General features: G+C 71.6%; 20 protein-coding genes. 9 read left to right on the top strand and 11 right to left on the bottom strand.

Annotated features, from left to right (window positions below; genetic code table 11):
* Positions 1–45: 45 nt before the first annotated feature.
* From D8Y23_RS02725 to D8Y23_RS16690, 5 genes are read right to left on the bottom strand one after another with little or no spacing between them, the layout of a single operon-like run.
* Complete coding sequence (locus tag D8Y23_RS02725; RefSeq protein WP_128216636.1) at positions 46–1,293, bottom strand: lipopolysaccharide biosynthesis protein; 1,248 nt, start codon at positions 1,291–1,293, stop codon at positions 46–48.
* Complete coding sequence (locus tag D8Y23_RS02720; RefSeq protein WP_128216635.1) at positions 1,290–2,420, bottom strand: glycosyltransferase family 4 protein; 1,131 nt, start codon at positions 2,418–2,420, stop codon at positions 1,290–1,292. The genes D8Y23_RS02725 and D8Y23_RS02720 overlap by 4 nt, the downstream gene beginning before the upstream one ends.
* Complete coding sequence (locus tag D8Y23_RS02715; protein ID WP_240663735.1) at positions 2,420–3,619, bottom strand: glycosyltransferase family 2 protein; 1,200 nt, start codon at positions 3,617–3,619, stop codon at positions 2,420–2,422. The genes D8Y23_RS02720 and D8Y23_RS02715 overlap by 1 nt, the downstream gene beginning before the upstream one ends.
* Positions 3,616–4,815 carry a glycosyltransferase family 4 protein gene (locus D8Y23_RS02710; protein WP_164878117.1) on the bottom strand — a complete coding sequence of 400 codons (1,200 nt, stop codon included), beginning with the start codon at positions 4,813–4,815 and terminating at the stop codon, positions 3,616–3,618. The genes D8Y23_RS02715 and D8Y23_RS02710 overlap by 4 nt, the downstream gene beginning before the upstream one ends.
* Before the next feature lie 2 nt (positions 4,816–4,817).
* Positions 4,818–6,743 carry a DUF6541 family protein gene (locus tag D8Y23_RS16690; protein WP_164878116.1) on the bottom strand — a complete coding sequence of 642 codons (1,926 nt, stop codon included), beginning with the start codon at positions 6,741–6,743 and terminating at the stop codon, positions 4,818–4,820.
* Positions 6,744–6,891: 148 nt separating this feature from the next.
* Between D8Y23_RS16690 and glf the strand changes: the two genes are divergently transcribed.
* Entirely contained in the window at positions 6,892–8,028 is a 1,137-nt protein-coding gene (glf, locus tag D8Y23_RS02705; protein WP_128216633.1) for a UDP-galactopyranose mutase, read from the top strand.
* Complete coding sequence (locus D8Y23_RS02700) at positions 8,025–10,067, top strand: acyltransferase family protein (protein ID WP_164878115.1); 2,043 nt, start codon at positions 8,025–8,027, stop codon at positions 10,065–10,067. Before glf ends, D8Y23_RS02700 begins: the two co-directional genes overlap by 4 nt.
* Before the next feature lie 6 nt (positions 10,068–10,073).
* Here the strand turns inward: D8Y23_RS02700 and D8Y23_RS02695 are convergent, their stop codons facing one another.
* The 3 genes from D8Y23_RS02695 to D8Y23_RS02685 form a co-directional block, all read right to left on the bottom strand.
* Positions 10,074–11,039 carry a glycosyltransferase family 2 protein gene (locus tag D8Y23_RS02695; RefSeq protein WP_128216654.1) on the bottom strand — a complete coding sequence of 322 codons (966 nt, stop codon included), beginning with the start codon at positions 11,037–11,039 and terminating at the stop codon, positions 10,074–10,076.
* A 2-nt stretch (positions 11,040–11,041) separates the two neighbouring features.
* A complete protein-coding gene (locus D8Y23_RS02690) occupies positions 11,042–12,952 on the bottom strand; it encodes a glycosyltransferase (RefSeq protein WP_128216631.1) in 1,911 nt (636 codons plus the stop codon).
* A gap of 103 nt (positions 12,953–13,055) precedes the next feature.
* Positions 13,056–14,456, bottom strand: coding sequence for an O-antigen ligase family protein (locus D8Y23_RS02685; RefSeq protein ID WP_128216630.1), 1,401 nt, complete (start codon positions 14,454–14,456; stop codon positions 13,056–13,058).
* A 64-nt stretch (positions 14,457–14,520) separates the two neighbouring features.
* Between D8Y23_RS02685 and manA the strand changes: the two genes are divergently transcribed.
* The 4 genes from manA (at position 14,521) to D8Y23_RS02665 (ending at position 20,459) form a co-directional block, all read left to right on the top strand.
* Positions 14,521–15,687, top strand: a complete 1,167-nt coding sequence (manA, locus tag D8Y23_RS02680) for a mannose-6-phosphate isomerase, class I (protein WP_128216629.1) — start codon at positions 14,521–14,523, stop codon at positions 15,685–15,687.
* Positions 15,688–15,810: 123 nt separating this feature from the next.
* Positions 15,811–16,134 (top strand): WhiB family transcriptional regulator, encoded by a 324-nt coding sequence (locus D8Y23_RS02675; RefSeq protein ID WP_128216628.1) that lies wholly within the window; start codon positions 15,811–15,813, stop codon positions 16,132–16,134.
* Positions 16,135–16,227: 93 nt separating this feature from the next.
* Positions 16,228–19,065 carry a glycosyltransferase gene (locus D8Y23_RS02670; RefSeq protein ID WP_128216627.1) on the top strand — a complete coding sequence of 946 codons (2,838 nt, stop codon included), beginning with the start codon at positions 16,228–16,230 and terminating at the stop codon, positions 19,063–19,065.
* Positions 19,062–20,459: a DUF5719 family protein gene (locus D8Y23_RS02665; RefSeq protein ID WP_128216626.1), complete on the top strand. Its 1,398-nt coding sequence runs from the start codon at positions 19,062–19,064 to the stop codon at positions 20,457–20,459. Before D8Y23_RS02670 ends, D8Y23_RS02665 begins: the two co-directional genes overlap by 4 nt.
* A 10-nt stretch (positions 20,460–20,469) precedes the next feature.
* On the opposite strand, the gene D8Y23_RS02660 is transcribed toward D8Y23_RS02665, so the two are convergent.
* Both D8Y23_RS02660 and D8Y23_RS02655 read right to left on the bottom strand, forming a co-directional pair.
* Positions 20,470–20,901, bottom strand: a complete 432-nt coding sequence (locus tag D8Y23_RS02660; protein ID WP_205796755.1) for a hypothetical protein — start codon at positions 20,899–20,901, stop codon at positions 20,470–20,472.
* A gap of 157 nt (positions 20,902–21,058) precedes the next feature.
* A complete protein-coding gene (locus tag D8Y23_RS02655) occupies positions 21,059–22,003 on the bottom strand; it encodes an NADP-dependent oxidoreductase (protein ID WP_128216625.1) in 945 nt (314 codons plus the stop codon).
* An 87-nt stretch (positions 22,004–22,090) separates the two neighbouring features.
* On the opposite strand from D8Y23_RS02655, the gene D8Y23_RS02650 reads away from it, so the two are divergent.
* Positions 22,091–22,603: a MarR family winged helix-turn-helix transcriptional regulator gene (locus tag D8Y23_RS02650; RefSeq protein ID WP_128216624.1), complete on the top strand. Its 513-nt coding sequence runs from the start codon at positions 22,091–22,093 to the stop codon at positions 22,601–22,603.
* A gap of 11 nt (positions 22,604–22,614) precedes the next feature.
* The gene (locus D8Y23_RS02645) at positions 22,615–22,821 is read left to right on the top strand and encodes a DUF3499 family protein (RefSeq protein ID WP_128216623.1); all 207 of its coding nucleotides are present in this window, start codon (positions 22,615–22,617) and stop codon (positions 22,819–22,821) included.
* 71 nt (positions 22,822–22,892) lie between these two features.
* Here the strand turns inward: D8Y23_RS02645 and D8Y23_RS02640 are convergent, their stop codons facing one another.
* The gene (locus D8Y23_RS02640; RefSeq protein WP_128216622.1) at positions 22,893–23,741 is read right to left on the bottom strand and encodes an RDD family protein; all 849 of its coding nucleotides are present in this window, start codon (positions 23,739–23,741) and stop codon (positions 22,893–22,895) included.
* Between the two features lie 16 nt (positions 23,742–23,757).
* On the opposite strand from D8Y23_RS02640, the gene D8Y23_RS02635 reads away from it, so the two are divergent.
* A complete protein-coding gene (locus D8Y23_RS02635; RefSeq protein WP_128216621.1) occupies positions 23,758–24,753 on the top strand; it encodes a stage II sporulation protein M in 996 nt (331 codons plus the stop codon).
* Positions 24,754–24,775: the final 22 nt, after the last annotated feature.

The raw sequence follows: 24,775 nt of genomic DNA, 5'->3' as shown, positions 1-24,775 counted from the left end.
CGGTGGTCCTTTCTCCTCGGCGCGCGCGGCACCGATCCGTGACGGTCATGCGGGTGCCTCCGCGGGGGCGTGCCGTAGGTCCCGCAGGACGCGGAAGCACCGGCGGCTCAGCAGAACGGTGGCGGCGCCCTCGGTGAACGCGTACCCGATCGCCGCACCGACGGGCCCCCAGGCCAGCGCGAGACCGATCATGAGCGGGATGCCGATCGCCGTGGCGATCAGCGTCGTGCGCATCACGGCGCCGGCCTGCCCCGCGGGAAACAGGATCAGGCGGGCGACGATGGTCCGTACCGAGAAGAAGAAGAACACCAGGCCCGTCGCCAGGAGGACGTCGAAGGGTGCGGCGGCATCGGCGCCGAAGTAGAACTCGGTGAACCAGGGCCCCACGAGCGCGAGACCCGCCCACCCCAGCGCGCCGATGCCCGTCGCCAGCACCAGGGCGATGCCCATGCGGCGCCCCCGGTGGGATCCGTGTGCTTCCCCGATCCAACTCTGGAGGGCGTTCGCCAGGGTCATCGGGATGAACTGGCCGAGCTTGAGCAGCTTGTCGGAGCTGGCATATCCCGCCGACGCTTCGGGCGAGGCGGTGACGTTGACCACCGGGGCGGGGACGCTCGAATATCCGCTCAGCCCGGCGTCGTTCAGTGCGACGGGAAGAGTGCTGCGGAAGAGTGCGGGCAGCTCGCGGGGACGTGGCCAGGGGCCGGGATGGCGTCGGAGCAAGCGCACCGTGAAGATCGCCGTGCTCACGACCGTGACGAGGATGCCGGCGAGGGGGTAGAACACGACGACCCCGGTGACCAGCACCAACCCGGCGGCGGCGAAGTTCGCGAGCAGCCGCGGAATGGCGTCGAGCACCACGATCGTCCGCGGGTCGCCGATTCCGGCGCTGAACCACGTGAACGACAGGGAGATGAGGGCGCCCTGGATGCCCATGAGGACCGTGAACAGCTCCGCACCGGGCGCCGCGATGAGCCAGCAGATCACGACGAGCGCGGGGAGCGCGACGATGGAGATCAGCAGACGGATCGTGAGCGACTCGCGGTAGAGCCGCGCCCGGTGGTCGTCGTCGGCGGCGAGGGAGATCAGTGCGGGACCGATCGTCGTCCAGCCCCAGCCGATGGCGATGGCGGTGAAGGTTCCGATGTTCTCGCCCGCGATCGCACTTCCCCAGCCCGCGCTGCCGGCGTTGCGGGTGATAACGGGCAGGGCGATGACCGGCGAGAGTGCTGCGATCACGGGCAGCAGCATGAAACCCAGCAGCCGCCGGTGCAACGACGGGGCGGCGCTCATCGGCGACCGATCGATGCCAGTACCCGGTCCAGTTCGTCGGCGGTGCCTTCCGCCGCGTCGTCCCAGGTGAAGCCGGAAGCCCACTTCTGGGCGTCCGCCCTGGTGATGGCATCCGGGGGGCTGGCGAGCGCGGCGGAGATGGCCCGTCCGAACTCACGGGGGTTCGTGGCGTCGGCGTAGCGCGCGGCGTCGCCGCCGACCTCGCGGAGGACGGGCACGTCGTTCGCGAGGACCGGTACCGCCCGTCGCAGCGCGTCGACGACCGGAAGCCCGAACCCCTCGACGAGCGACGGGCACACGTACAGCTTCGCCACCTGGAACAGCGCCTCGAGCTGCGCATCACTCACCCACCCGGGCAGCAGCACGTCCCGCTCGAGCCCGAGACGTGCGACGTCGTCGCCGAGCGGGTCGGGGAGGCTGATTCCCGCGATGACGGTCACGGGGCGGGTATCGGCGGGGAGTGTCGCCAGCGCCGCGAGCAGGCCGGGGAGGTTCTTGTGCGGCATCCGGTTCCCGACGCTCAGGACGACCGGCCGGTCCGACGGCAGGCCGAGGGATGCCACGACATCGGCCGGATCAGCGACGGGGTGCGGTGCGCTGCTGCCGTTGTGGACGACGGCGATGCGGTCCGCTTCCAGGCCCAGGTTCCGGCGGATGCTCTCGGCCGCCGCGTTCGACACCGTCACCACGCGATCCGCGGTGCGCGCCGATCGACGCATGAGCCACGACGTGAGGCCCCGCTGGGCGCGGTGCGCGAGACCACCCGGCACCTCGTCGTAGATCGCGTCGTGGACGGTGACGATTCGCGGGACTCCGCGAAAGACCGGACCGAAGTTCGCCGGCGCCCACACGAGGTCGGCTCGGTTCCGGCGGGCGACGGTATCGGTCGCCGCGACGGCGCCCAGGGCCCAGCTCGCCGGATCCGCGCCGACGGCGCGGAGGGTGTGGACGCGTCCGGGGAAGAACGCCTCCACCGGCGCGGTGCCGGCGCGGCCGGTGAGCGCGGCGAAGGACGTTCCCGGACGCAGCGCGGCGATGCGGGGGAGGAGCTCTCGGACGTAGGTCTCGGTGCCTCCGCGGGAACCGGTGAAACCGAGGAGGTCGACGAGGACGCGGGGGCCTGTCATCAGCTCTCGATGACGGCTTCGGGGCGCTGCTCGCGCCGGGGCGTGGTGAGAACGCCCGAGAAGAAGCTCATCATGACGGTCTGGAAGCCCAGGATGATCAGCAGGGCGCTGGGGACCGCGATGCGCACCGCCTGGGCGGCGTTCTGCGCGCCGAAGTCGGTGCTGCCCCAGATCGAGACCTGGACGATGCCGATGACGACGCCGAGGACGAACAGCCCGACTCCGATCAGCAGACCGCGTTCGGCCGACCACTTCGCCACGATGCGTCGGTATCTCTCGCTGGTGGGGAGGAAGCCCTCCTGCGTCGCGTAGAGCTTCGTCAACCAGAAGAAGAGGAGCGACTGGAACCCGATCACGCAGAGTGCGCTGGCGTACACCATCGTGGTGACGTCGAAGCCGACCCCGCCGATGTTGACGCCGCCGAAGGCGAGCACTCCGACCGTGATCGCCCCCAGGAAGAACGCCACCAGCCCGGGGTAGACGAAGAGCCAGCGGGGAGCGAAGAGCAGCAGGAAGCGCAGGTGACGCCAGCCGTCGTGCCAGCTGCGCAGGTGCGGCGGGCGCGAGCGGCCGTCCTTCTTGAGCGTCGTGGGCACCTCTTCGATGCGGTAGCGGGCGAGCGAGGCCCGCACCACCATCTCGGAGGCGAACTCCATTCCCGTGGTCTGCAGGTCGAGCTCCCGGATCCGGGCGCGGTTGAACCCGCGGAGCCCGCAGTGGAAATCACGGATGCCGGGGCGGAAGAACAGCTCTCCGATGAACGACAGCACCGGGTTGCCCAGATACTTGTGCAGCGGGGGCATCGCGCCGGGGGCGATCCCGCCCTTGAAACGGTTGCCCATGACCAGGTCGGCCCCCGCGCGCAGTCGCTCGACGAACGGCTCGAGGCTCTCGAAGTCGTAGCTGTCGTCGGCATCCGCCATGATGACGTACTCGCCCCGGGCCTGGTCGATGCCGTTGATCAGCGCGGCACCGTAGCCCCGGCGTGGGGCGTGCGAGACGCGGGCGCCCAGGCGCTCGGCGATCGCCTGCGAACCGTCGGTGCTGCCGTTGTCGGAGATCAGGACTTCCCCGCGGATACCGCTGCGCTGAAGGAACCCCTGTGCCTTTCGGATACACACCTCGAGGGTCTCCGCCTCGTTGAGGCAGGGCATGAGGATCGTCAGTTCGACGGCGTCGGTCGGGGAAGGAGAGGTCACGGCGTGTCTTCTTTCGTGATCCGCTGTGCGGCGGAGGTCGGCAGCCGGAGTGCCGACAGGATCCCCTCCACGGTGCGTCGGATGGTGCGGGTGCCCACGGCGGCGTCGTACCAGGCGCGCGCGGAGCGGCGCAGGTCGTCACCACCGTCGGCGACGGCCCGGATCGCCCGGGCGAGGTCGGTGGGAGAGGTGCTCGGCGCCACGATGCCGTTCACGCCGGGGTCGATCAGTTCGGTGGCGGCGTTGCCTTCGTCGGCGACGAGGACCACGGGCGTGCCGTGCGCATTCGCCTCGACGACGACGAGGCCGTAGCCCTCGCGGCGGGACGGGTTGATCAGGGCCAGCGCGCCGTGCAGGAGCGTGTCGAGCTCGGCATCCTCGACGAACCCGGGGAAGTCGGTCCACGCCGATCCACCGGCTCGGTCGACCTCCGCGCGGATCTCCGCGGTGCTCGGGCCGGACCCGAGGATCACCAGCCGCAGGTCGGGAACGGTGCGACGGGCCTCGGCGACCGCTGCCGGCAGGGAGTCGACGCGCTTGTCGGGGATATGGCGTCCCGCGTAGAGGACGTACGGAGGCCGGGATGCCGGTGCGGTCGGGGCGGCCTGCACGGCACCGTCGATGAGCCCGGGGCTCACCACCGGCTCGCTGCGCAGCCCTTCTCGGCGCAGACGTGTCGCGCTCAGCTGCGAATGGCACGTCGCCACCGGGGTGACGGCGATCGCGAGCCTCTGCAGGAGCCACGCGATCGTGCCGGTGACGCGGCCGGAGTACTCGACCCACTGGAGGCGATGCCACACCTCGAGATAGTCCACCGCGACCCGGGTCCGGGTGCCGAGGAGGGCGAGGCGCGCGGCGAACACGTTGAAGATCGGCAGGCCGCTCACGATGACCGCCTGGTAGCGGCCCCGGCTGCGGTGCAACGCCCGGAAGAGGCCCGCGGCGTAGGCGAGCGCCGCCGGGATGCGGCGCACGCCGTCGGCGGAGTAGAGCGACAGGCGGCCGCTCACGGGGACGATTCGGAAGCGCTCCTCGGGCGGCACCGCACCGTCCCACTGGACGGCCGTGAGGTAGTCGACGTCGATCCCTCGCGCCCCGATCTCGTCGGCGAAGGCGCGGTACTGCCGTTCGCCGCCGCCGGTGGAGTACGGGAACAGGCAGTCGTACGCGACCGCGACGGTCGCTCGGTTCGCCACCGTCAGCACCCCTCGATGCGGAACAGACGCGCGTCCGGTCCCTGCGAGTCGACCAGGATGAGGCGGTCCGACGGGGTCAGGTCGTAGAGCCCCTGGCGCTCCAGGCCGACTCCCGGGTTGTTCCAGACGTTCTGCGCGCCGAAATCGAGCACGTAGTCGACGCCGAGCCGGTCGACGACCTGGCACACCGCGGGGTCGGAGTCGATGTCCCGCAGGTGGTTGTTGAGATACTCCTCGTCCGGACCGATGCTGCCGAACACGTGCTTGCGGAGCACCTCGCGGTCGCCGATCGCGTAGGCGAGAGAGGCCCCGGTCCAGGCGCTGCCCGCGATGACGGCATCCTCCGGGGTCGTTTCGGGGAGCCGTTCGAGCAGGGCCTCCTCATCGCTGGTGAGGAGGGGCGATGTCGGCGTCAGTGCATAGGCCCCGCGGGCTTCGTCGGCCGCGCGGAGGATGTTCGGGCTGACTCCCACCGAGAAGATCGCGATCACGCCGAGTGCGGCGGCGGCGATACGCCAGCCGCGCCCGGCGTTCATTCGCCGCAGGCCCCGCATCGCCAGATCGACCACCGTCACGGCTCCGAGGACGGCCACCGGAATTCCCGCGGCGGGAAGGAGCGCAGCCAGGCGGTAGGAGTCGTTGTACCAGGGGTTGGTGAGCGCCTCGCGCACGACGTTGCCCCCGGCGGTGCCCGAAACCACGACGAACAGGAGTGAGGCCACCACCATGGGTGCGGCCACGACGAGGAGGTGCGGCCGTCGGACGATGCTGATGAGGCCGATGACGATGAGGATCGAGATCGTCACCGTCAGGGTGTAGCCGTGAGGGGAGAGCAGGAGCGCCTCGCCGACGGCCTGTGCCGTCGTCTGCCAGGGGGCCCATCGCGACATCCCTTCGCCCGTTCGCGAGAAACGCCAGAGTCCGATGATGACGAGGGCGAGGGCGGCGAGGATCGCGAGCACCAGGTACCAGTAGCGCCGCGACGCGCGCCGCCAGGCCGCCGAGACGAGTTCGACGACGACGATGCCGGTCCCCAGGGCCACCATGGCGAGGAACGCGTTCGGATGACCCAGCCCGACTCCGGCGGAGGCGGTCAGCAGCAGGAAGACTGCGCGGAGGCGTGAGCGCACACCCGTCGTGCGCAGAAGGTGCACGACGACGGCGATGCCACCGGGGAGCACGGCGTAGCCCATGGCGTTGGGGTAGAGGACGCCGAAGTACATCAGAAGGATCGGGAACGCTCCGAAGCCCGTCGACAGCGCGGCGGCGCTGACCAGGACCGCGGTCCGCTCCGACAGCAGAGCGGCGCTGAGCGCCACGACCGACAGCGGCCAGGCGACCGCACCGAGTGCGATGTTGGCCGCGTTGACGGCGACCGGCACCGAGGCGCCGGAGACCTCGGCAGCGAGAGCGGCAACGGTGTGCCACGCGTTCGGATAGAACCCGATGTCGGAGGTGGCGCCGATGTGGAACGCCGATACGTCCTGCATCTCCAGGGCGTAGGCGACGGTGTTCAAATGGACGATCGCGTCGAAGGTCTGCGAGACGTGGGAGGGGCCGCCGAAGACGGAGGCGAGCTGGAGTCCGATGATCACGGCCGCCAGGGCGACTGCCAGGCCACCCCACAGGGCGTTCGCCGGCGGCGTCCGGTCGTCGTGCTCGGAGCCGACCCATCGGCGCAGGCCGAACGCGGCAGCGCCGGCGACAGTCGTGACGATCGCGACCGGGAGCGGGGACCACCCCAGCCCGATCATCGGCGCGAGGGTCGCGGAAACGCCCAGCACGGCGATCGAGATCACCGGCGCGAGCGCCAGGAGGCGGACTCGGCCGACGCCCCACCCGGCCGCCATCACGACGAGTCCGGGGACGGTCAGCGCCAGGACCGAGACGATCAGTGGCATCACGATCACCGACCACGAACCGCTCATTTACCCCTACTTCTCGCTCGACGCCAGTCAGTCATGCTAACGGACGGCACCTGATCCGCTCCTGAGGGCGGCGGCGAGGTGCCCGTTTAGACTGGTGGGGCGCGGGCCACATCCGCGCGTCCGTCGACACGAAAGCCTCTTCTTCCCCATGGATCTTCTCATCGTCGGCTCGGGCTTCTTCGGTCTCACGATCGCGGAGCGCGCGGCTGCGTCGGGCCGGAACGTGACGGTCCTCGACCGTCGCCACCACATCGGCGGCAACGCGTACTCGGAGGCCGAGCCCGAGACGGGGATCGAGGTGCACCGGTACGGCGCACACCTCTTCCACACGTCGAACCCGGCGGTGTGGGAGTACGTGAACCGCTTCACCGACTTCACCTCGTACGTGCACCGGGTCTACACGACGCACAAGGGCGTGGTGTTCCCGCTGCCCATCAACCTCGGCACGATCAATCAGTTCTTCCAGTCCGCGTACACCCCCGACCAGGCGCGGGCGCTCGTGCTCGAACTGGCGGGGGAGTTCGATGCGAAGGATGCCGCGAACCTGGAGGAGCGCGCGATCGGTCTGATCGGCCGGCCGCTCTACGAGGCGTTCATCCGCGATTACACCGCGAAGCAGTGGCAGACCGACCCGAAGGACCTGCCGGCCGAGGTCATCTCGCGTCTGCCCGTCCGCTACACCTACGACAATCGGTACTTCAACGACACGTGGGAGGGCCTGCCCGTCGACGGGTACACGGCGTGGCTGGAGCGGATGGCGGATCACCCGAACATCGAGGTGAAGCTGTCGACGGACTATTTCGATGAGGCTCAGCCGCTGAACAAGAAGGCCACCGTCGGCCAGGTCCCTGTCGTGTACACCGGGCCCGTCGACCGGTACTTCGACTACGCCGAGGGCGAGCTGTCGTGGCGGACCCTCGACTTCGAGCAGGAAGTTCTTCCGATCGGGGATTTCCAGGGCACGAGCGTGATGAACTACGCCGATGCGGACGTCCCGTACACGCGCATCCACGAGTTCAAGCACTTCCACCCCGAACGGGCGGATCGCTACCCGACCGACAAGACCGTCGTCGTGCGCGAGTACTCCCGCTTCGCCACGCGCGCGGACGAGCCGTACTACCCCGTGAACACCGCCGACGACCGAGCGGGTCTGCTGGCGTACCGCGAGCTGGCGGCGGGTGAGAAGGACGTGTTCTTCGGCGGCCGCCTCGGCACCTACCAGTACCTCGACATGCACATGGCCATCGGTTCGGCCCTCTCCATGTGGAACAACCAGCTGGCGTGACGACGACAGTTCGCGCCTCGTCGCCCCCTCTGGCCTCCGCCGGCGGGTCGGATGAGGGGCGGTGGGCGTATCGGCCCGACATCGACGGGCTCCGGGCCGTCGCCGTTCTCCTCGTGGTCACGTACCACGTGTGGTTCGGGCGCGTGTCGGGCGGCGTCGACGTCTTCCTGATGCTGTCGGCGTTCTTCCTGACGCGCGGCTTCGTCCGCCGCATGGCCGGTCCGCGCCCGGTGCGTCCGCTGCGTCACCTGCTGGGGATCTTCCGGCGACTGCTGCCGGCTGCGGCGATCACGCTCGTGAGCGTGCTCGCGCTCGTGCGCACGGTCTACCCGCCGGCGATGTGGCACTCGGTCTGGGAGCAGACCTGGGCGTCGCTGCTGTATGTCCAGAACTGGGTGCTGGCCGCGGACGCCGTCGACTACTACGCGCGCTCCGAGGCGCCCAGTCCGCTTCAGCACTTCTGGTCGCTCTCCGTTCAGGGGCAGGCGTTCCTGCTGTGGGTGGCGATCCTGGCGGGCTGCCAGTTCGTGGTCCGTCGGAGCGGGTGGGCTCCGGACCGGGTCGTCGGTGCGGCGTTCGGTGCGGTGTTCCTCCTGTCCTTCACGTACTCGGTCATCCACACCGCCGCCCATCAGCAGGCCGCGTATTTCGACACCGGCGCGCGCCTGTGGGAGTTCGCCGCCGGATCCCTCCTCGTCGTCGTGCTCCCCTACGTCCGGGCGGGCGCGAGGCTGCGCGCCGTGCTGGGATGGGCGGGCTTCATCGGGCTCCTCTCCCTCGGGATGCTGGTCGACGTCCGCGGCGGCTTTCCCGGCTACCTCGCGCTGTGGCCGGTGATCTGCGCCTCGGCCGTGGTGCTCGCCGGGTCCGGGGCGCGACCGGTCGGGCCTGCCCGGGTGCTGGCATCCCGTCCGCTCGGGATGCTCGGCCGCGATGCCTATGCCCTCTATCTCGTGCACTGGCCGGTCCTGATCACCTTGCTGCTGGTGACGGGGGGTTCGGATGCAGGCCTCGTCGGCGGCGCTCTCGTCATCCTCGTCTCGCTCGTCCTGGCCCGCGGGCTGACGGCACTCGTGGACGCACCGCTGCGGGCATGGCGGAGGTCGGACCCGTCACCCCTGGTGCCGACGGCCGTCCTCGTCGTGGCCACCGCCGTCGTGGTGACCCCCCTCGCCGGATGGCAGGTGTCCAGCGCCATCCAGGACAGAGAACTCGCGGCGCGTGCGATGCTCGACAACCCGGGGGCGGCGGTGCTCCTCGACCCCACCCTGCCGGAACCGACCGCCGAAGCGGCCCTCCTGCCGGCGCCCACTCAGCTCGAGGACGAGTGGGTCTACCTCGACCACGATTGTTCGGGGGACCGGGCGGTTCCTCAGGGGATCCTCGAGGGCACCTGCTCCGAGACCCGGGCCACCTCGCGCGCGAGCGACACGATCGTCGTGATCGGCGACTCGCACGCCCAGCAGATGACGGGGGCCCTCCTCCCGGTCGCCGCGGAGAACGGCTGGGGCGTGGTGTTCCTCATCAAGGGGGGCTGTTCGATGGGGCTCGACGAGCCGGGGATGGATCCCTCCTGCCCCGAGTGGCGTGAGTCAGCGATCTCGCACGCCGAACGGCTCGCGCCCGCGGCGGTCATGACGGTGGTCACCCGCTCGGATGCCGGCGAGGACGACGAGGCACTTCGCCCCGGCATCCGGGGATTCCTCGATCGCATGGCGGACGCCGATATCGACGTGATCGCGGTGCGTGACAACCCGCGATTCGCGTTCGACATGTACGGATGCGTCGCGGAGTCCGAGAACGCCGTCGACTGCGCCGTTCCACGCGCGAGCTCCCTCGCCGACGCCAACCCGGCGACCGACCTCGCCGCCCCCGGCGTGCGCATGGTCGACCTCACCCCCTGGATCTGCCCCGACGACTTCTGCCCGGGGGTCATCGGGAATGTCGCCGTCTACCGCGACGACAACCACCTCTCCCGCACGTACGCGACCACGCTCGCCCCGTCCCTGGCCGAGCAGCTGCCCGCGAGTCTGGGCTGACGGGGTCTACGCCACCGGCCGGACCGTCTCCAGGGGCGGCATGGGCCGCCAGGACGCGTCGCGCGCGATCTTGCGACCCTCGCGCAGGCCTCGGAAGAGGTGGCTCGTGCCGCGCAGCTTCCGCTCGACCACGACGAGCCGGATGAGCTCTTTGACGAACGTCAACGCGGTGCCGGCGGTGAACGGCACGGGCCGGTAGACGCCGAGCTCCCGGTAGTACTTCGCCAGGTAGGCGCGGTTGCGCATGATGTAGAACCGGTAGGCGTCGCTCGAGGCGTTCATGTGGCGGATGCCCATGTCCCACTGCTTGATCTCGCGGGTGCGCCGCAGAACGAACTCGTTCACGATGACGGAGTCGGTCACGCGCGACGCGAGCCACCCGTACAGCTGGTCGTCCCAGTAGATGAAGAAGCGGGGGTCGGGCAGGCCGATCTTCGCGACGACGTCGCGATGGATGAACATGCCCTCGAAGCACCCGGAGTTCATCGGCTTGAAGCCCGAGGCGTCGAAGGACGCCGGGGCGAAGGGGATCGGGATCGCCATCGACTCGGCGACGCGGTACTGCCAGTAGAACTCGCTGCCGTCGTAGTCGTAGCGGCGGCCCTGGATGCTCCGGAACCGCGCGGTCCAGTGACCCATGCGCGCGAGCCCGTCCGAGACGACCTCCACGTCGTCGTCCATCAGCCACATCCACTCGGAACCGAGGTCGTACGCCACGCGCATCCCCTCGCTGAACCCGCCGGAGCCGCCGGTGTTCGTCTCGAGACGGCGGTAGACGAGCTCGGTGGGGAGTCGGTCGCGGAACGACTCGACGACCTCGGTGGTGTCATCCGTCGACGCGTTGTCGATGACGACCAGGTGCCCGGGGGCGGGCGACATCCGTTCGATGCTCTCGAGCAGTCGCGTGAGCAGGTGCGTGCGGTTGTACGTCACGACGACGATGGTCGCGGACGCCGGATCGAAGGATGCCACGCTCACGCACGCTCCTCGAAGGTCTCGCGCCACCGCGCCTGGGACGTCAGGTCGGGGAGGGCCGCGCGATATTGGCGGGACAGGCGGGGCCATTCGCGGCGGAGACGACGGTGCAGGCGCACGGTGTCGACGAGCATCCGGCGGAACTGCGCGCGGTCGCGCGTGTAGATGTTCTTGCCCGACCCGTGGGCGGCGCTCACCAGCGCGCTGTCGTACAGCGGCACGCGCCACCAGTGGGCATCGCCCTTGCCGAACTCCACCTCGGGCTGCGCGACGTTCTCGGGGCGCGGGGTGTGAAACCAGTGCGACACCAGTGTGCGGATCGTGAAGGTGCGAAGGGCGAGGCCGGTCGGGCTGTCGAACTCGTTCTTCTTCAGGCGCCTGAAGACCTGCCGCCCCCGGCGGGACCGGAGGGGGACACCGGAATCCTTGTGGATGCGCGTCTCGGGATGCTTCTGTGCGATCAGCCGGGCCTCGGGCATGGCCCGCGCGAGCGTCTCGCGCATGTGGTCGGGGCCCGAGAGCACGTCGCGGAGAGCCCGGTGACGCAGCTCGACCGGGTAGTACTGCATCATCATGAGGTGCTTGAGGTCGACCCGTCGACTGTGGCGGATCAGGGTTCCGCCCAGGGGCGACCGCGAGTGCAGGAGCGCTGCGACGATGCGGTTGCGCGCGTGGAAGTAGGCCTGCCAGTCGATCGAGTCGTCCTTGCCGACCCAGGAGACGTGCCACAGTGCGACACCGGGCATCGAGACCGTCGGGTAGCCGGCATCCCGCGCTCGCACGCAGAATTCGGCGTCGTCCCACTTGATGAACGCCGGAAGCGACAGGCCGACCTCGCGCAGGATGCTGGTGGGGATGAGGCACATCCACCATCCGTTGTAGTCGGCGTCGAGGCGCATGTGGAGCATGGGCGTCTGCCGGAGGTTGGCGACGCTGAAGTCGTGGGGGAGGTGCTCCTGGAACAGGGCGCGCCACATGAACGGCGCGTCGTCGACGACCTCCGCCCAGGCGTGCAGCTTCGGCCGGTCCAGCAGGTCGAACATGTGGGCGCCGACGATCGTGGGCACCGACGCGTACCGGCCGAACACGACCGAGCGGCGGATGGACTCCGGCTCGATGCGCACGTCGTCGTCGAGGAGCTGGACGAAGTCGCTCTCGGGGCGTTCGAGCGTTTCCACCATCGCGCGCGCGAAGCCGCCCGACCCGCCCAGGTTCGGCTGGCGCACGATCTGCAGGGTCTCACCGAGGCGTTCGGCGACCTCGGGGTACGCGTCCTGGTCGGCTACGAGATCGGTGCCCTGATCGATCAGGAACACCCGATCCACGACGTCGAGGACATCGGGCGCATCGGCGAGGGCGGTGAGCGTCGCGACGCAGTAGTCGGGCTTGTTGTACGTCGTGATTCCGATACTCGCCTTGCCGGCACGGACGGGTTCCTGCTCGGTCGTCCACTCGGCGCCCTCGAACATCGCGTCCGTGCGGTCGGCGGCGACGTCGAACCAGATCCAGCCGCCGTCGCTGTACTGGTCGAGGACGAGGTCGAACGTCGTCGCCGTTTCGCCCCGAACCTCGCGGGTCTCGATGCGCTGCTTGGTGCCGCCCCCGTTCGAGCGGTACACGAGGATCGTGGCATCCCCCGACGTGCGCACCGTCAGTCGCACATCGCGTACCGCCGTCCAGTGCTGCCAGTAGGCGGCGGGGAAGGCGTTGAAGTAGGTGCCGAACGACACGCGGCGCCCGGCGACGATCCGGGCGCGGTGACGGTCGAGCACGTTGCTCAACTGCGCGACGTTGGTGACACGCACCGGCTCCTCATCGATCGTCGACCACGTCTCGGGGTCGACATACAGGGGGAGGAGGTCCGGATCGCGGTCGAGCGGGAGCACCGCGTTCTGCAGGGTGTACGTCACGAAGAGATCTTTCGTCGAAGGCGCAGGCCGTCGCGGCCAGCCCGCAGTCTACCCGGAGGGGTGGCGGCGGCCCTGAGCGGCAGCCGGTCGGATGGCGCCGCTCTCAGGACGCCGATCCCCGGAACTCGCCGCGCTCGATCGCGATGCTCTGCTCGGCGGGACCGACCCCGATCAGCGGGGACTGCTTGATCTTCGACGCGAACAGCACCACGAACAGCCAGCCCCACGAGACCAGCGGCGTCGAGTCGGTGAGGCCCTGGACCACGAGGAGACCGCCGACGAGGGTGGGCAGCAGCGTGAGGGGCGAGTAGGGGCGGTCGGCACGCAGGTCCCAGCGCGGGCGATCCACCGCGAAGAACCACGAGCGCCACACGTAGGCGAGCATCACGAGTACGAGGAGCGCGACGCCGACGCCGCCGAGCTGGAAGTAGGCGTCGAGCCACATGCTGTGCGCCTGCACCTCGGTCTGCCCCCGCTCCACGATCCACCCGTCGATGAGCGGTTCGGACGCGATCCAGGGCGTCGAGAAGCCCCACCCGAGGATGGGATGCTGATCGGCTCGGGCGAGGACGTCGGCCCAGACGCCCTCGCGACCGACGAGGTCGGCGCCGCGGCCCAGCGCACCGAACACGGTGTCGCGGCCGAACCACAGCGCGGCCCCGCCGCCGAGTCCGAGGAAGGCGTACAGCGCGTACCACCGGGTCCGTTCACCGGGCCGCCGTGCCGTGCGCATGACGAGCACGGTCGCGAGCACCAGGACGACGAACGCCGCCGCGATCACGCCGGTCACGGAGCCCGCCCGCACGAACAGGAACGCCGCGGCGGCGATCCAGGCCCAGAGCAGCCCGCGCCGGGGCGCCCGCGCGGCGTAGCGGACGGCGAACACGATGATCGCGACGAGCATGACCGTTGCGAGCAGGTCGGCGTTGCCGAAGATGCCCTGCAGGGGGCCACCGTCGAACAGGTCGCCGCGCGACCACGCGGACGCCGGATCGACGGAACCCTCGGGGACGGCGAACCCGGGCAGCAGCGGCCCCCGCACGAACACCGCCACGGCGAGCTCGAACAGCAGCGACGCCGCGACGACCCATTTCGCGGCCGAGGCCACCGCCCCGACCACGTCGCGCCAGGTGAGGACGGACCCGATGAACAGCCCCTGGACGCTCGTGGCGACCAGCAGAGCCCAAGTGAGGAGGGATGCCGCCGGCCACGCGCTCCACACGAGCGACAGCCCCGCCCACGCGATGTATCCGAAGGCGAGGAACGGCAGGCGGCGCACCGCGACCGGGGGACGCACGACCGCCCAGACGATGGCGGACACGATCGTGGATGCCAGGATCACGATTGCGGTGGCCACGGGGCCGATGGCATGGACGATCCCGACTCCGCCGAGGGCCAGGACGAGGACGAACACGCACCAGGCGCGGAGCAGAAGGTGTCCGGTGGTCTCGCGCGGCGGAGCGGCCGGCAGCGCCGAGACCGGGTGACTGGTGTTCATCGCCATGGTGCCCTCAGGCTACCGCCCGGCATCCGGGGAGCCGAGGGCGTGGGCGGATAGGCTGACGCCCGTGCTGATCGAGATCTCGAACACGCCCCGCGACTACGCCTGGGGCAGCCCGACGCTGATCGCCGACCTCGAGGGACGCACCCCGACGGGTGCTCCCGAGGCCGAGGTGTGGTTCGGCGACCACCCCGGCTCTCCCGCGCTCGTGCACGACGGGTCGGCTCGCAGCCTCGACGCGTGGCTCGCCTCCCGCGCCGACGTCCCCGCGCGTCTTCCCTACCTCCTGAAGCTGCTCGCGGCGGGAGCGCCGCTGTCCATCCAGGTGCATCCGTCCAAGGAACAGGCGGTCGAGGGGTTCGCGCGCGAGGAGGCCGCGGGCGTCCCGCGCGACGCCGGGCACCGCAACTACAAGGACGACAACCACAAGCCCGAGGTCATCGTCGCCCTCAGCGACACCTTCACGGCGCTGGCCGGGCTGCGAGACCTCGTCGCCACGCGCCGCCTGGTCTCCGCCCTCGGCGAGGGCGATGCCGTACAGGCCCTCCGGGAACGTCTGGATGCCGATGACTCCGCCGTCGCGCTCCGGGCGGCGATCGCCTGGGTCCTGGGGGAGGCCGACGCGGCCGCTGTCTCCCAGATCGTCGAGGCGGCGGCATCCACGGTGTCCGAGGAGTTCGCGGCCGAGCTGGCGCTGGTCCGCACACTGGCGGCGGCGTACCCCGCCGACCCGGGCATCGTCGTCGCGCTGTTGATGAACCTCGTCGAGCTGCGCCGCGGCGAGGCGATCTTCGTGCCGGCCGGCGTGCTCCACGCGTACGTGGCGGGCCTGGGCGTGGAGATCATGGCGGCGAGCGACAACGTCCTCCGGGGCGGGCTGACCCCCAAACACATCGACGTGGCCGAGCTGCTCGCGCTGGTGGACTTCCGCCCGGCGGACCCGCCCGTGCTCGCGCCCCGGGCTGACGGCGACGGCGCGGAGGTCTTCGCGCCCGGCATCCCGGACTTCGCCCTCGCCCATGTGCGCGCGGGTGCGACGGGCGAGGTGGCCCTGTCCGGTGCGTCGATCGCGCTGGCGGTGGCGGGCGAGGCCGTCGTCAGCGGCGCCTCCGGTGCCCGCATCGTCCTCACGCCGGGGCGGGCGGCCGTGATCACTCCCGACGAGTCTCCGGTGACCGTCACCGGCGGCGAGGTCTTCGTCGCGATGCCCGGGGAAGGCCGCGACACGCCGTGACGGCGACTGAAGGTTCATCTCGCCCTTGAGGGTTTACGATCCGCGACTTGACCAATCGGAATGACACGGGTGTAATTACTCGTACGCGCCAGCGTCAGGGGATCGAACGAGGGGGAGGGCGAGATGGCGACATCGCAGTACCGGTCCGGTGTCCCGGACAACTGGTTCGTCGATCCGGTCGACCTGGGTGTTCCCGGTGTCCGCCGTGACATCGACTCGACGGACGAGAACACACTCGCCTGGCAGACGGACGCCCTCTGCTCGCAGACGGACCCCGAAGCCTTCTTCCCGGAGAAGGGCGGCTCGACACGGGATGCCAAGCGCATCTGCACGTCGTGCGACGTCCGTTCGGAATGCCTCGAGTACGCGCTGCAGAACGACGAACGCTTCGGCATCTGGGGCGGTCTCAGCGAGCGCGAGCGGCGCAAGCTCAAGCGTCGCGCCTGACGTCCGGCATCCACGATCCGCTTCCTGAGCGATCCGCTGCGAACCGGCGCGGCGTCGGCGAACGTCTCTTGCTCCGCCTAGGCTGACCTCGCCATGCCCGCCCGTGTACACGCCGTTCTCGTGGTCCGCCCCGAAGGACGTATCCCCGCCGCTCCCCACCTCACGCGCACCCTCGAAGCGCTGGCCGCGCAGACGCGACCCGTCGATGCGCTGACGATCGTGCTGTGCGGTTCCGACGCGGCCCTCACCCGCATCGCGGCGGCCTCGGGGGCCGAGGGCGTGATCACGGCATCCGCGGGGACGACGTTCGCCGCGGCCACGGCGCTGGCGACCCCCCGGCTGACGGGGGATGCCGTGTGGCTCCTCGCGCAGGACACCGCCCCCGATCCCCACGCCCTCCGCCGCCTCGCGGGGGCGCTCGAGCTGTCGTCATCGCTCGCGGTGGCCGCGCCGAAACTCGTGGCGTGGGACGACCCGGCGGAGATCGTCTCCCTCGGCGTGAGCATGACCCGGTACGGCCGCACGGTCGAACTCGCCGCGGGCGAACTCGACCAGGGGCAGCGCGACGGCGACGCCGACGTGCTCGGCGCCGATGTCCGCGGCATGCTCGTGCGCCGCGAGTCCTGGCGTGCTCTCGGAGGGCTCGATCCCGCCCTCGGCGGCGCCGATGAGGGTCTCGACCTCGCCGTGCGCGCCCGGCTCGCCGCCGATCGCGTGTCGCTCGTTCCCGCGGCGCGTGTCGCCGTCGCCGGCGATGGCGTCGCCGCGATGGCGCGCGGACGCAAGCGCGCCCGGCGTCGCGCGTTCGCTGAACGCACCGCGCAGCTGCACCGGCGTCTCGCCTACGCCCCGGCTCCCGCGGTCGCGCTGCACTGGCTGTCGTTCCTGCCGCTCGCCCTGTGGCGCACGATCGCCCACCTCGTCGGCAAGGTGCCCCACCGCGTCCTCCCCGAGTGGGGTGCCACCCTCTTGGTGATGGTGCGTATGGCCGCGGTCGCCCGCGCCCGTCGACGGATCCGCACGGTGCGCGCGGTCGGCTGGTCGCGAATCGCGCCGCTGCGCGTCTCACGGTCGGAGATGCGGCTGCGGTGGGAGAGCGACGCGGCCGACGTCGACGCCCCGGTGCGCTCGGAGCTGCGCTTCTTCGTCGGGGGCGGCGCGTGGACCGTCCTCGGCACGCTCGCGGTCTCGACCCTCCTCTTCGCGCCGTTGCTGGCCTGGCCGGTCCTCGGCGGGGGCGGCCTGGAACCTCTGCGCGCGACGGTCGCCGGCCTCTGGCGTGACGCCGCGTGGGGAGCGCGTCCGCTCGGGCTCGACATCGTGGGGCCGGCGGATCCGTTCTCGGCGCTGATCGCCCTCATCGGCTCCCTGTCGCCGACCGAACCGTCGCGCGCCCTAGTGGTCGTGTGGATCCTCGCCCTGCCGCTCGCGGTCCTCGGTGGCTGGTTCGCCGCGACCCGCGTCACCGAGTCGTCGCTGCTGCGGATCACCGCGGCGCTCGCGTGGGCACTCGCCCCCACCTTCCTCGCGGCGATCGTCGAGGGGCGTCCGGCGGCGCTCCTGCTTCACCTGCTGTTGCCGTGGCTGTTCTTCGCCGCGAGTGTGGCCCATCGCTCGTGGGCGCCCGCGGGGGCGGCATCCATCCTCCTCGTCGCCGTTCTCGCGTGCGCCCCGTCGCTCGCCCCCGCCGTCGTCGTGCTGTGGTCGGCCGCGCTCGTTGTGGTCGCGCTCGCCGCGCCGCGGGGGATCGCGCGCGTGATCTGGTTGGTCGTCCCGTCTCTCGTGGTGTTCGCACCGCTCGTCTGGACGCAGGTGCGTCTCGGTAACCCCTGGGGACTCCTCGCCGACCCGGGCGTGCCCTTCGCCGGCGCCGAGGCCACGGCCGACCCGATCGGACGCGCCCTGCTCGCCGTCGGATTCCCCACCTCCGACCCCGGGGGATGGGCTGCACTGACCGGCGGTCCGGTGTGGCCGATCGCGCTGCTGGCCGCACCGCTCGCGGCGCTCGCCCTGCTCGCGGTCCTGACGCCGCGGTGGATCACGGCCACCGGACTGCTCGTGATCGCGGCCGCCGGCCTCGCGACGGCGTTCGCGGCCGTCGGGATCGCGGTGTCGTTCGATCACGCGACTCCCGTGGCCCTCTGGCCCGGCTCCGGCCTGAGCCTGGCCTGGCTCGGCGTCGTCGGCGCGGCGGTCACGGCCCTGGATGCCGGGATCGTGGACAGGGTCCGTGCTCTGCGGCCGTTCGGCGCGGTGCTGACCCTCGTGGCGCTCACGGTCGCGGTCGCGCCGTCGCTGACGGCGATGACCTCCGACGCTCCCCGTGCCGTGCTCACGAACGGTCCCGTGTCGACCCTGCCGGCCTTCGTCGCGGCCGAGGGCCGTGGTTCGACCTCGGTCGGGACGATCATCCTCGACCCCCGCGCGGACGGCCTGCGGGTCGATGTCGTCTGGGGCGGCAGTGCGACCCTCGGCGGGCAGAGCACGATCGACGCGACCCGCACCCAGGCGCGTCCGGCGGATGAGGAACTGGCCACGCTGGCCGCCGATCTCGTCACGCCCTCGTCGGAGGACGCGGTCGCGGGCCTCGCCGCCCGCGGCATCCGCTTCGTCCTGCTGGACCCCGGCCCCGGAGGCGAGGACGACGTGATCCGCGGGGCCCGCCTGACGGCCGCGACCTCGCTCGACCAGCGCGACAGCCTCGACGCCGTCGGCTCGACCACGCGCGGCGAGCTGTGGCGCGTCACGACCGACGTGCAGCCCCGCGCGGGCCTGGACGCCCACCAGACGCGTCTGCAGCAGCTGGTCGCGGCCGGATCCATCGGCGTGCTCGTGGTGGCACTGCTGCTCGCCGTCCCGACCGCGGCATCGCGTCGCGTCGCACGACGGACTCCGCGCACCGTCGGATTCGTCCGGGGAGGGACCCGATGAGCGATCGTCGCCTGGCTCGCTGGGCCAGCACCAGCGCTCGCGTCATCGCGGGGAGCGCCGTGGCCGCGGCGGTCGTCGTCGGCACGGTGGCCGGGATCGCCGCGCCGTGGCCGACCCGCGTCGCGGAACCGGTGCGCGTGCAGGTCACGCCGGCCCCCGCCGACACGGTCCTCGCGTGCGACGGTCCGGTCCTCGCGCTCGGGCGGAGCGCCGAATCGGCCGGTGCGCTCAGCGTTGCCGCCGCCCCCGATATCGTCGCCGGGCCCGACACCGCGGGAGCGGAGACGTCCGCGCTCAGCGGGGCGACCACGGACGGATCGGGGGATGCCACGGTCTTCCGGGCCGTGCCGCGCGACCGCACCGCCACGGCGTACGCGGCCGCTGGCTCGGCGACCGCCGCCTCGCCCGATCTCATCGGCTTCAGCGCCTCGGCCTGCCGTCCCCCGTTGGCGGAGTCGTGGCTCGTCGCCGGAGCGAGCACCACGGGCGCGAACGACCTCGTCGTCCTCGGCAACCCCGGCGATGTGGCGGCGACCGTGCAGCTGTCCGTCTACGGCGCACAGGGCGTCACGTCGCCGCCGTCCGGCGCGGGGATCGTCGTCCCCGCCGGCGGTCAGCGCGTGATCCCCCTCGCGGGTCTCGCGCTCGGCGAGGAGAGCCCGGTGGTGCGCGTCGTCGCCACCGGCGCGCCGGTGCGCGCGTCCCTGCAGGCGAGCCTCACGCGCGTGCTGCTGCCCGGCGGAAGCGATCAGGCAGCGCCGCTCGCGCAGGCGTCCACCTCTCTCGTGCTCCCCGGCGTCGCCGTGGTGACCACGTCCGGCGGGGATGCCGGAACCCTCCTGCGTCTGCTCTCGCCCGGTGCGGACTCATCGGCGACCGTGACCGTCACGGCGGCGGGGAGCTCCATCCCCGCGGAGGAGCCGCGCACGCTGACGCTCCCGGCGGGCACGCCGACGTCGCTCGACCTCTCGAACCTCGCGCCCGGCACCTACACGGTCGCGATCGATGCGACGCAGCCCATCGTCGGGGGCGCGTGGTCGACCACAGGATTCGGGGAGGGCGCGGACTTCGCCTGGTACGCACCCGCACCATCGTTCTCGACGCCCGGTCTCGTCGCCGTCGCCCCCGGTGCGGGCGCGGCCGTCGTGATCGCCTCCGGTGCCGCCGAGGGGCCCGCGCAGGTGACGTTGACGCCTCAGGCGGGTGGCGACCCCGTGACGGTCACGGTACCGGCGGGCGGGTCCGTCGCGGCATCCGTGGACGCCGGTGTCTACGAACTCGTCCCGGACCGCCCGGTCCACGCCGCCGTGTCCTACGCGGCGCCGGGCGCGCTCGCCGGGTACCCGCTCTGGCCGGCCGATGCCGCCGCCGGTGCCCTGACCGTCCTGCCGTGAGCAGGCGGAATCAGAGGAAACGGAAGCGTTCGGGGCCCAGATCCCACGGGTCGCGGTCGAGATACTCGGCGGCCGCACGGAAGACGGCCCCTTCGATCATCATGCGTCGGTGGAGATCGTCGTCGATGTGGGGGTGCCCGAGGCGCTCGATCGGCACGCGATAGAGGATGATGCGCTTCTGCTCCCGCAGGACCTGCCAGCGCGGGATCGCGCCCGTGGCGGACGGCGGCATGATGCCGATCTCGAACGAGACGTCGCGCAGCTCGGCCCAGGCGGAGCGCAGGAACTCGGCGGCGGTGCTCACGGCCACGTCGAACCGCTCGATACGGGTGTCCAGCGGCGGGAGCGGCGGCCGGACGACCGGGCTGCGGTTCTCTCGACCGTGTCGGCCGTGACGCGAGGGGCGTCCCACGGGGCGGGCCTCACGGGTTCGACGACGCATGCGCCCATCCTACGTTCGAGGTGGCCGTCCGGCTGTCGCGCGGTGGGCGACGATCCGGTCTTCCCGCGGTGACGGGGCGGCGGGCGGCCAGAGGCGGACCGGGGGCCGGCGGGCGGCCGGCGGTCGATGCCCTTACCAACGCCCGCCGACCCGCGGTTCATCGGGCGGCATCGGATGCCAGGACCACGACCTTGCCCGCGATGCGGCCCTCGCTCGCCTCGGCGTGCAGGGCGGGGAGGCCCTCGAGCCCGATCCGACGGTCGACATCGACGACGAGCTCGCCGGCATCGACGAGTCCGACGATCTGCGCGAGTCGCTCGCGGTTCGCTCGGACGAAGACGGTGGCCGCCTGCACGCCGCGCGTGGCGTCGGAGGGAGTGGTGATGAACGCGGTGGTGCTGACCACGGTGCCGCCGTCGCGGACGAGCGCCACCAGGCTCGCGAATTCCTCGGGGTCGAGCGGGGCGAGATTGAGCAGGACGTCGACGGGCTCGGTCACCGCGTCGAGCAGGGACTGGGCCGCGTGGTCAATGATGACGTCCGGCCCGGCGGCAGCGACCGCCGCGACGCTGCGCGGGCTCGCGGTCGCGATCACGTGTGCACCGGCGCGCCGCGCGAGGCGGATCGCGTGCCCGCCGACCGCGCCGCCGGCGCCCACGATGAGCAGACGCTGACCGGCCTGCAGTCGACCGTCGTCGAAGAGCGCCTGCCACGCGGTCAGGGCGACAGAAGGCAGGGCGGCGGCGTCGGCGAGGGGAACGCTGCGTGGTGCCGCGACGAGTGCGGCGGCGGGGGCGACGACGTACTCCGCGGCCCCGCCGTCGGCCTCCATCGGCAGGAACCCGATGACGCTCTGCCCGACCTCGGGGCCGTCGACGCCCGCGCCGAGCGCGTCGACGACACCGGAGACGTCGTACCCCGGGATGTGGGGGAGTGAGATCGGGATGGGGAGGAATCCGGCCCGCATGCCGTTGTCCGCGGCGTTGAATGCCGAGGCGGTCACGCGCACCCGCACCTGTCCCGCCGCGGGGGTCGGGATCTCGACGTCCTCGACGCGGAGCACATCGGGTACGCCGACGTTGTGGAACCGAACTGCCTTCATGGTGACGTCCTTTCGTTGGTGCTTCGAACTCGAAGCATATGAGGACGGTAGCACTGCTTCGAACTCGAAGCAAGGTAGGATTGACGCATGACCGATCTCCCCACCGCCCTGACTCCGCGGCAGCTCGACGCGTACTTCGCGTTCACCGAGGTGAGCAGCCTGGTGCGGCACGCCGTCGAGAAGCAGCTGCGAGAAGCGGGTGACCTCGGGTACGTGCAGTTCCAGCTGCTCGCCCGACTCGGCGACGCTCCCGGAGGCGCGCTCCGCATGACCGATCTCGCGGACGGCGTCGTCTACAGCCGCAGCGGCCTCACCTACCAGGCGCAGCTGCTCGAGCAACGGGGGCTCGTGACCCGCGCCCCGTCACCGGAGGACGAGCGCAGCGTCGTCGTGACACTCACCGACGCGGGCCGGGCGACGCTCGCGACGGTGTTCCCCGGCCACATCGAAGCCGTTCACCGTCTCCTGTTCGCAGCGCTCGACGATGCCGACGTCGAGGCGCTCGCGGACGTGTTGGGTCGCGCGGCGGCCCGCCTGCGCGCCGACCCACCCCGCTCGGCCGCGGCGCGGCGTCGTCGGCCCGGCGCGGCATCGGCCTAGGCTGGCCCGCGATGCGCGACAGACTCTGCTCGAAGGTGGGATGCGCCCGCGAGGCGATCAGCACCCTCACCTACGACTACGGCGACCAGATGGCCGCCCTGGGCCCGCTCGGTCGTGCGAGCGATCCGCACGCGCACGACCTCTGCGCGCAGCACGCCGAGCGTCTGTCGGTTCCGCGGGGCTGGGTCGTCGTGCGGCACGAAACCCTTCGCGCCTGACCCGGGGTCACCCGCGCGAGTCGCCAGCATTCGTCGCCTGACCGCGGCCCGAAGCGACGAATCGTGGCGACTCACGCACCAGAAGTGGGGGTGAGGGCGGCGGCGCGCTCGTTCTCCAGGATCAGCGCGCGATACTCGCGGTCGCGGCGCACGGCGGCGGCCGCTCGCACCAGAGTCTCGGGATCCGCGGCGGGAAGCGGCGCGACGTAGGGGCGGACCGCGTCGGCGAGGCCCGCGGCCACGCGAGCGCGGGCGGCCGGCTCGAGGGCGTCCGCGCCCCGGACGAACTGCGCCATCCGGGCGGCCAACCGGTCGGGCAGGCGCGACACATCGGCCACCGCGGCCCAGGCCTCCATGCCGGGCGGGATGCCGGGCGCCGCCGTGGGGAGGGGGCGGGTGCGCGTGCGTTCGCACGCCGTGCCCGCCAGCAGGTCGCCCAGGCGTTGGGCGCGCGGCGTGAACATCCCCACGATCGCGGCGAGACCGCCGAGAGTGAACCACAGCTCCAGAACGCCCGCGAGCGCGCGGATCAGGGCCTGTCGGAATCCGGGCGCGCCGCCGTCGACGCGCACGATGCGGCCGCCGACGGCCCAGCGGCCGAGGCTCCGCCCCCGCGACAGCGTCTCGACGGCCGTGGGAATCGCGACAGTCACGGCGACGAGCAGCACGATCACGCCGATGCGGAAGGCGCTGTCCGGGATCGTCCCGCTGGCAACGAGCACGGAGAGCAGGAGTGATCCCGCGATGAGCAGCAGGATCCCCGCGACCATGTCGATGAGGCATCCGGCCGCCCGCAGGAAGAACCCGAGCGGCTGGACGTCCAGGGCCACGGCCTCGCCGGTGAGGGTCTCGTCGGACGCCGCGTCCAGTCGCGCCGTCGCCGACACCGGGACCGGGGAGGATGCCGCGGGGGATGCCATGCGTACAGTTGACCACATGGACCTCGACGCCCTCACCGCCGCCCGCCGGCAGGAGTGGGCACGCCTCGACGAACTGGGGCGCCGGCGCCGGCTCACCGGTCCCGAGGTGGACGAACTGGTCACCCGCTACCGGGCGGCGTCGGCCGACCTCGCCGACATCAAGACGTCGGCCGGCCGGACGCCGCAGGGGGACTATGTCTCGATCCTCCTGGCGCGCACCCGCCTGCGGCTCACCGGTGTCCGCGAGAACGTGCTGCGTCAGGTGCCGAGGTTCTTCCTGTGGCAGCTCCCGGCCGCGCTGTACCGCGTGCGCTGGACGACGCTCGCGGTCACGGTCGCGTTCGTCGTCGTGGCGACGTTCATGGCGCTGTGGATCTCGTCCGACCCGGCCGCCGTCGCGGCGATGGGCGCGCGCAGCCAGCTGCAGAACTACGCCGACGAGCAGTTCGTGCAGTATTACCGCGAGAACCCGAACGCGATCTTCGCCGGCACCGTGTGGACGAACAACGCGTGGATCGCAGCGCAGTGCGTGATCTTCGGGGTGACGGGTTTCTGGCCCCTCATGGTCCTCATGCAGAACGCCGTCGGCGTGGGGTCGTCGGCCGCGATCATGATCGCGTTCGACCGCACCGACGTGTTCTTCCAGTTCATCCTCCCGCACGGCCTGCTGGAGCTCACGGCGATCTTCGTCGCGGGGGCGGCCGGACTGCACATCTTCTGGGCGTGGGTCGCTCCGGGGCGCCGCACCCGCGCCGCCGCGCTCGCCGCCGAGGGGCGCGCGCTCGCGACGGTCGCGGTGGGGCTGGTGTTCGCCCTGGGCCTGTCGGGCCTCGTGGAGGGATTCGTCACGCCGTCGATGCTGCCCTGGCAGCTCAAGATCGCGATCGGCGCGGCGGCGCTGGGGATCTTCCTGGCCTACATGCTCTGGGTGGGCCGCCGGGCCGTGCGCGCGGGCGAGACGGGCGACGTCACCGAGTACGAGGCCGGCACTCCCACGCTGACGGCGGGCTGAGGCGTCCCCGGTTCCGGTCGTT

This window comes from Microbacterium enclense (assembly GCF_004022425.1).
GTDB classification, from domain to species: Bacteria; Actinomycetota; Actinomycetes; order Actinomycetales; family Microbacteriaceae; genus Microbacterium; species Microbacterium enclense_A.
Note: the sequence above shows the minus strand (reverse complement) of the source record. Positions and strands in the feature narration are given on the sequence as shown.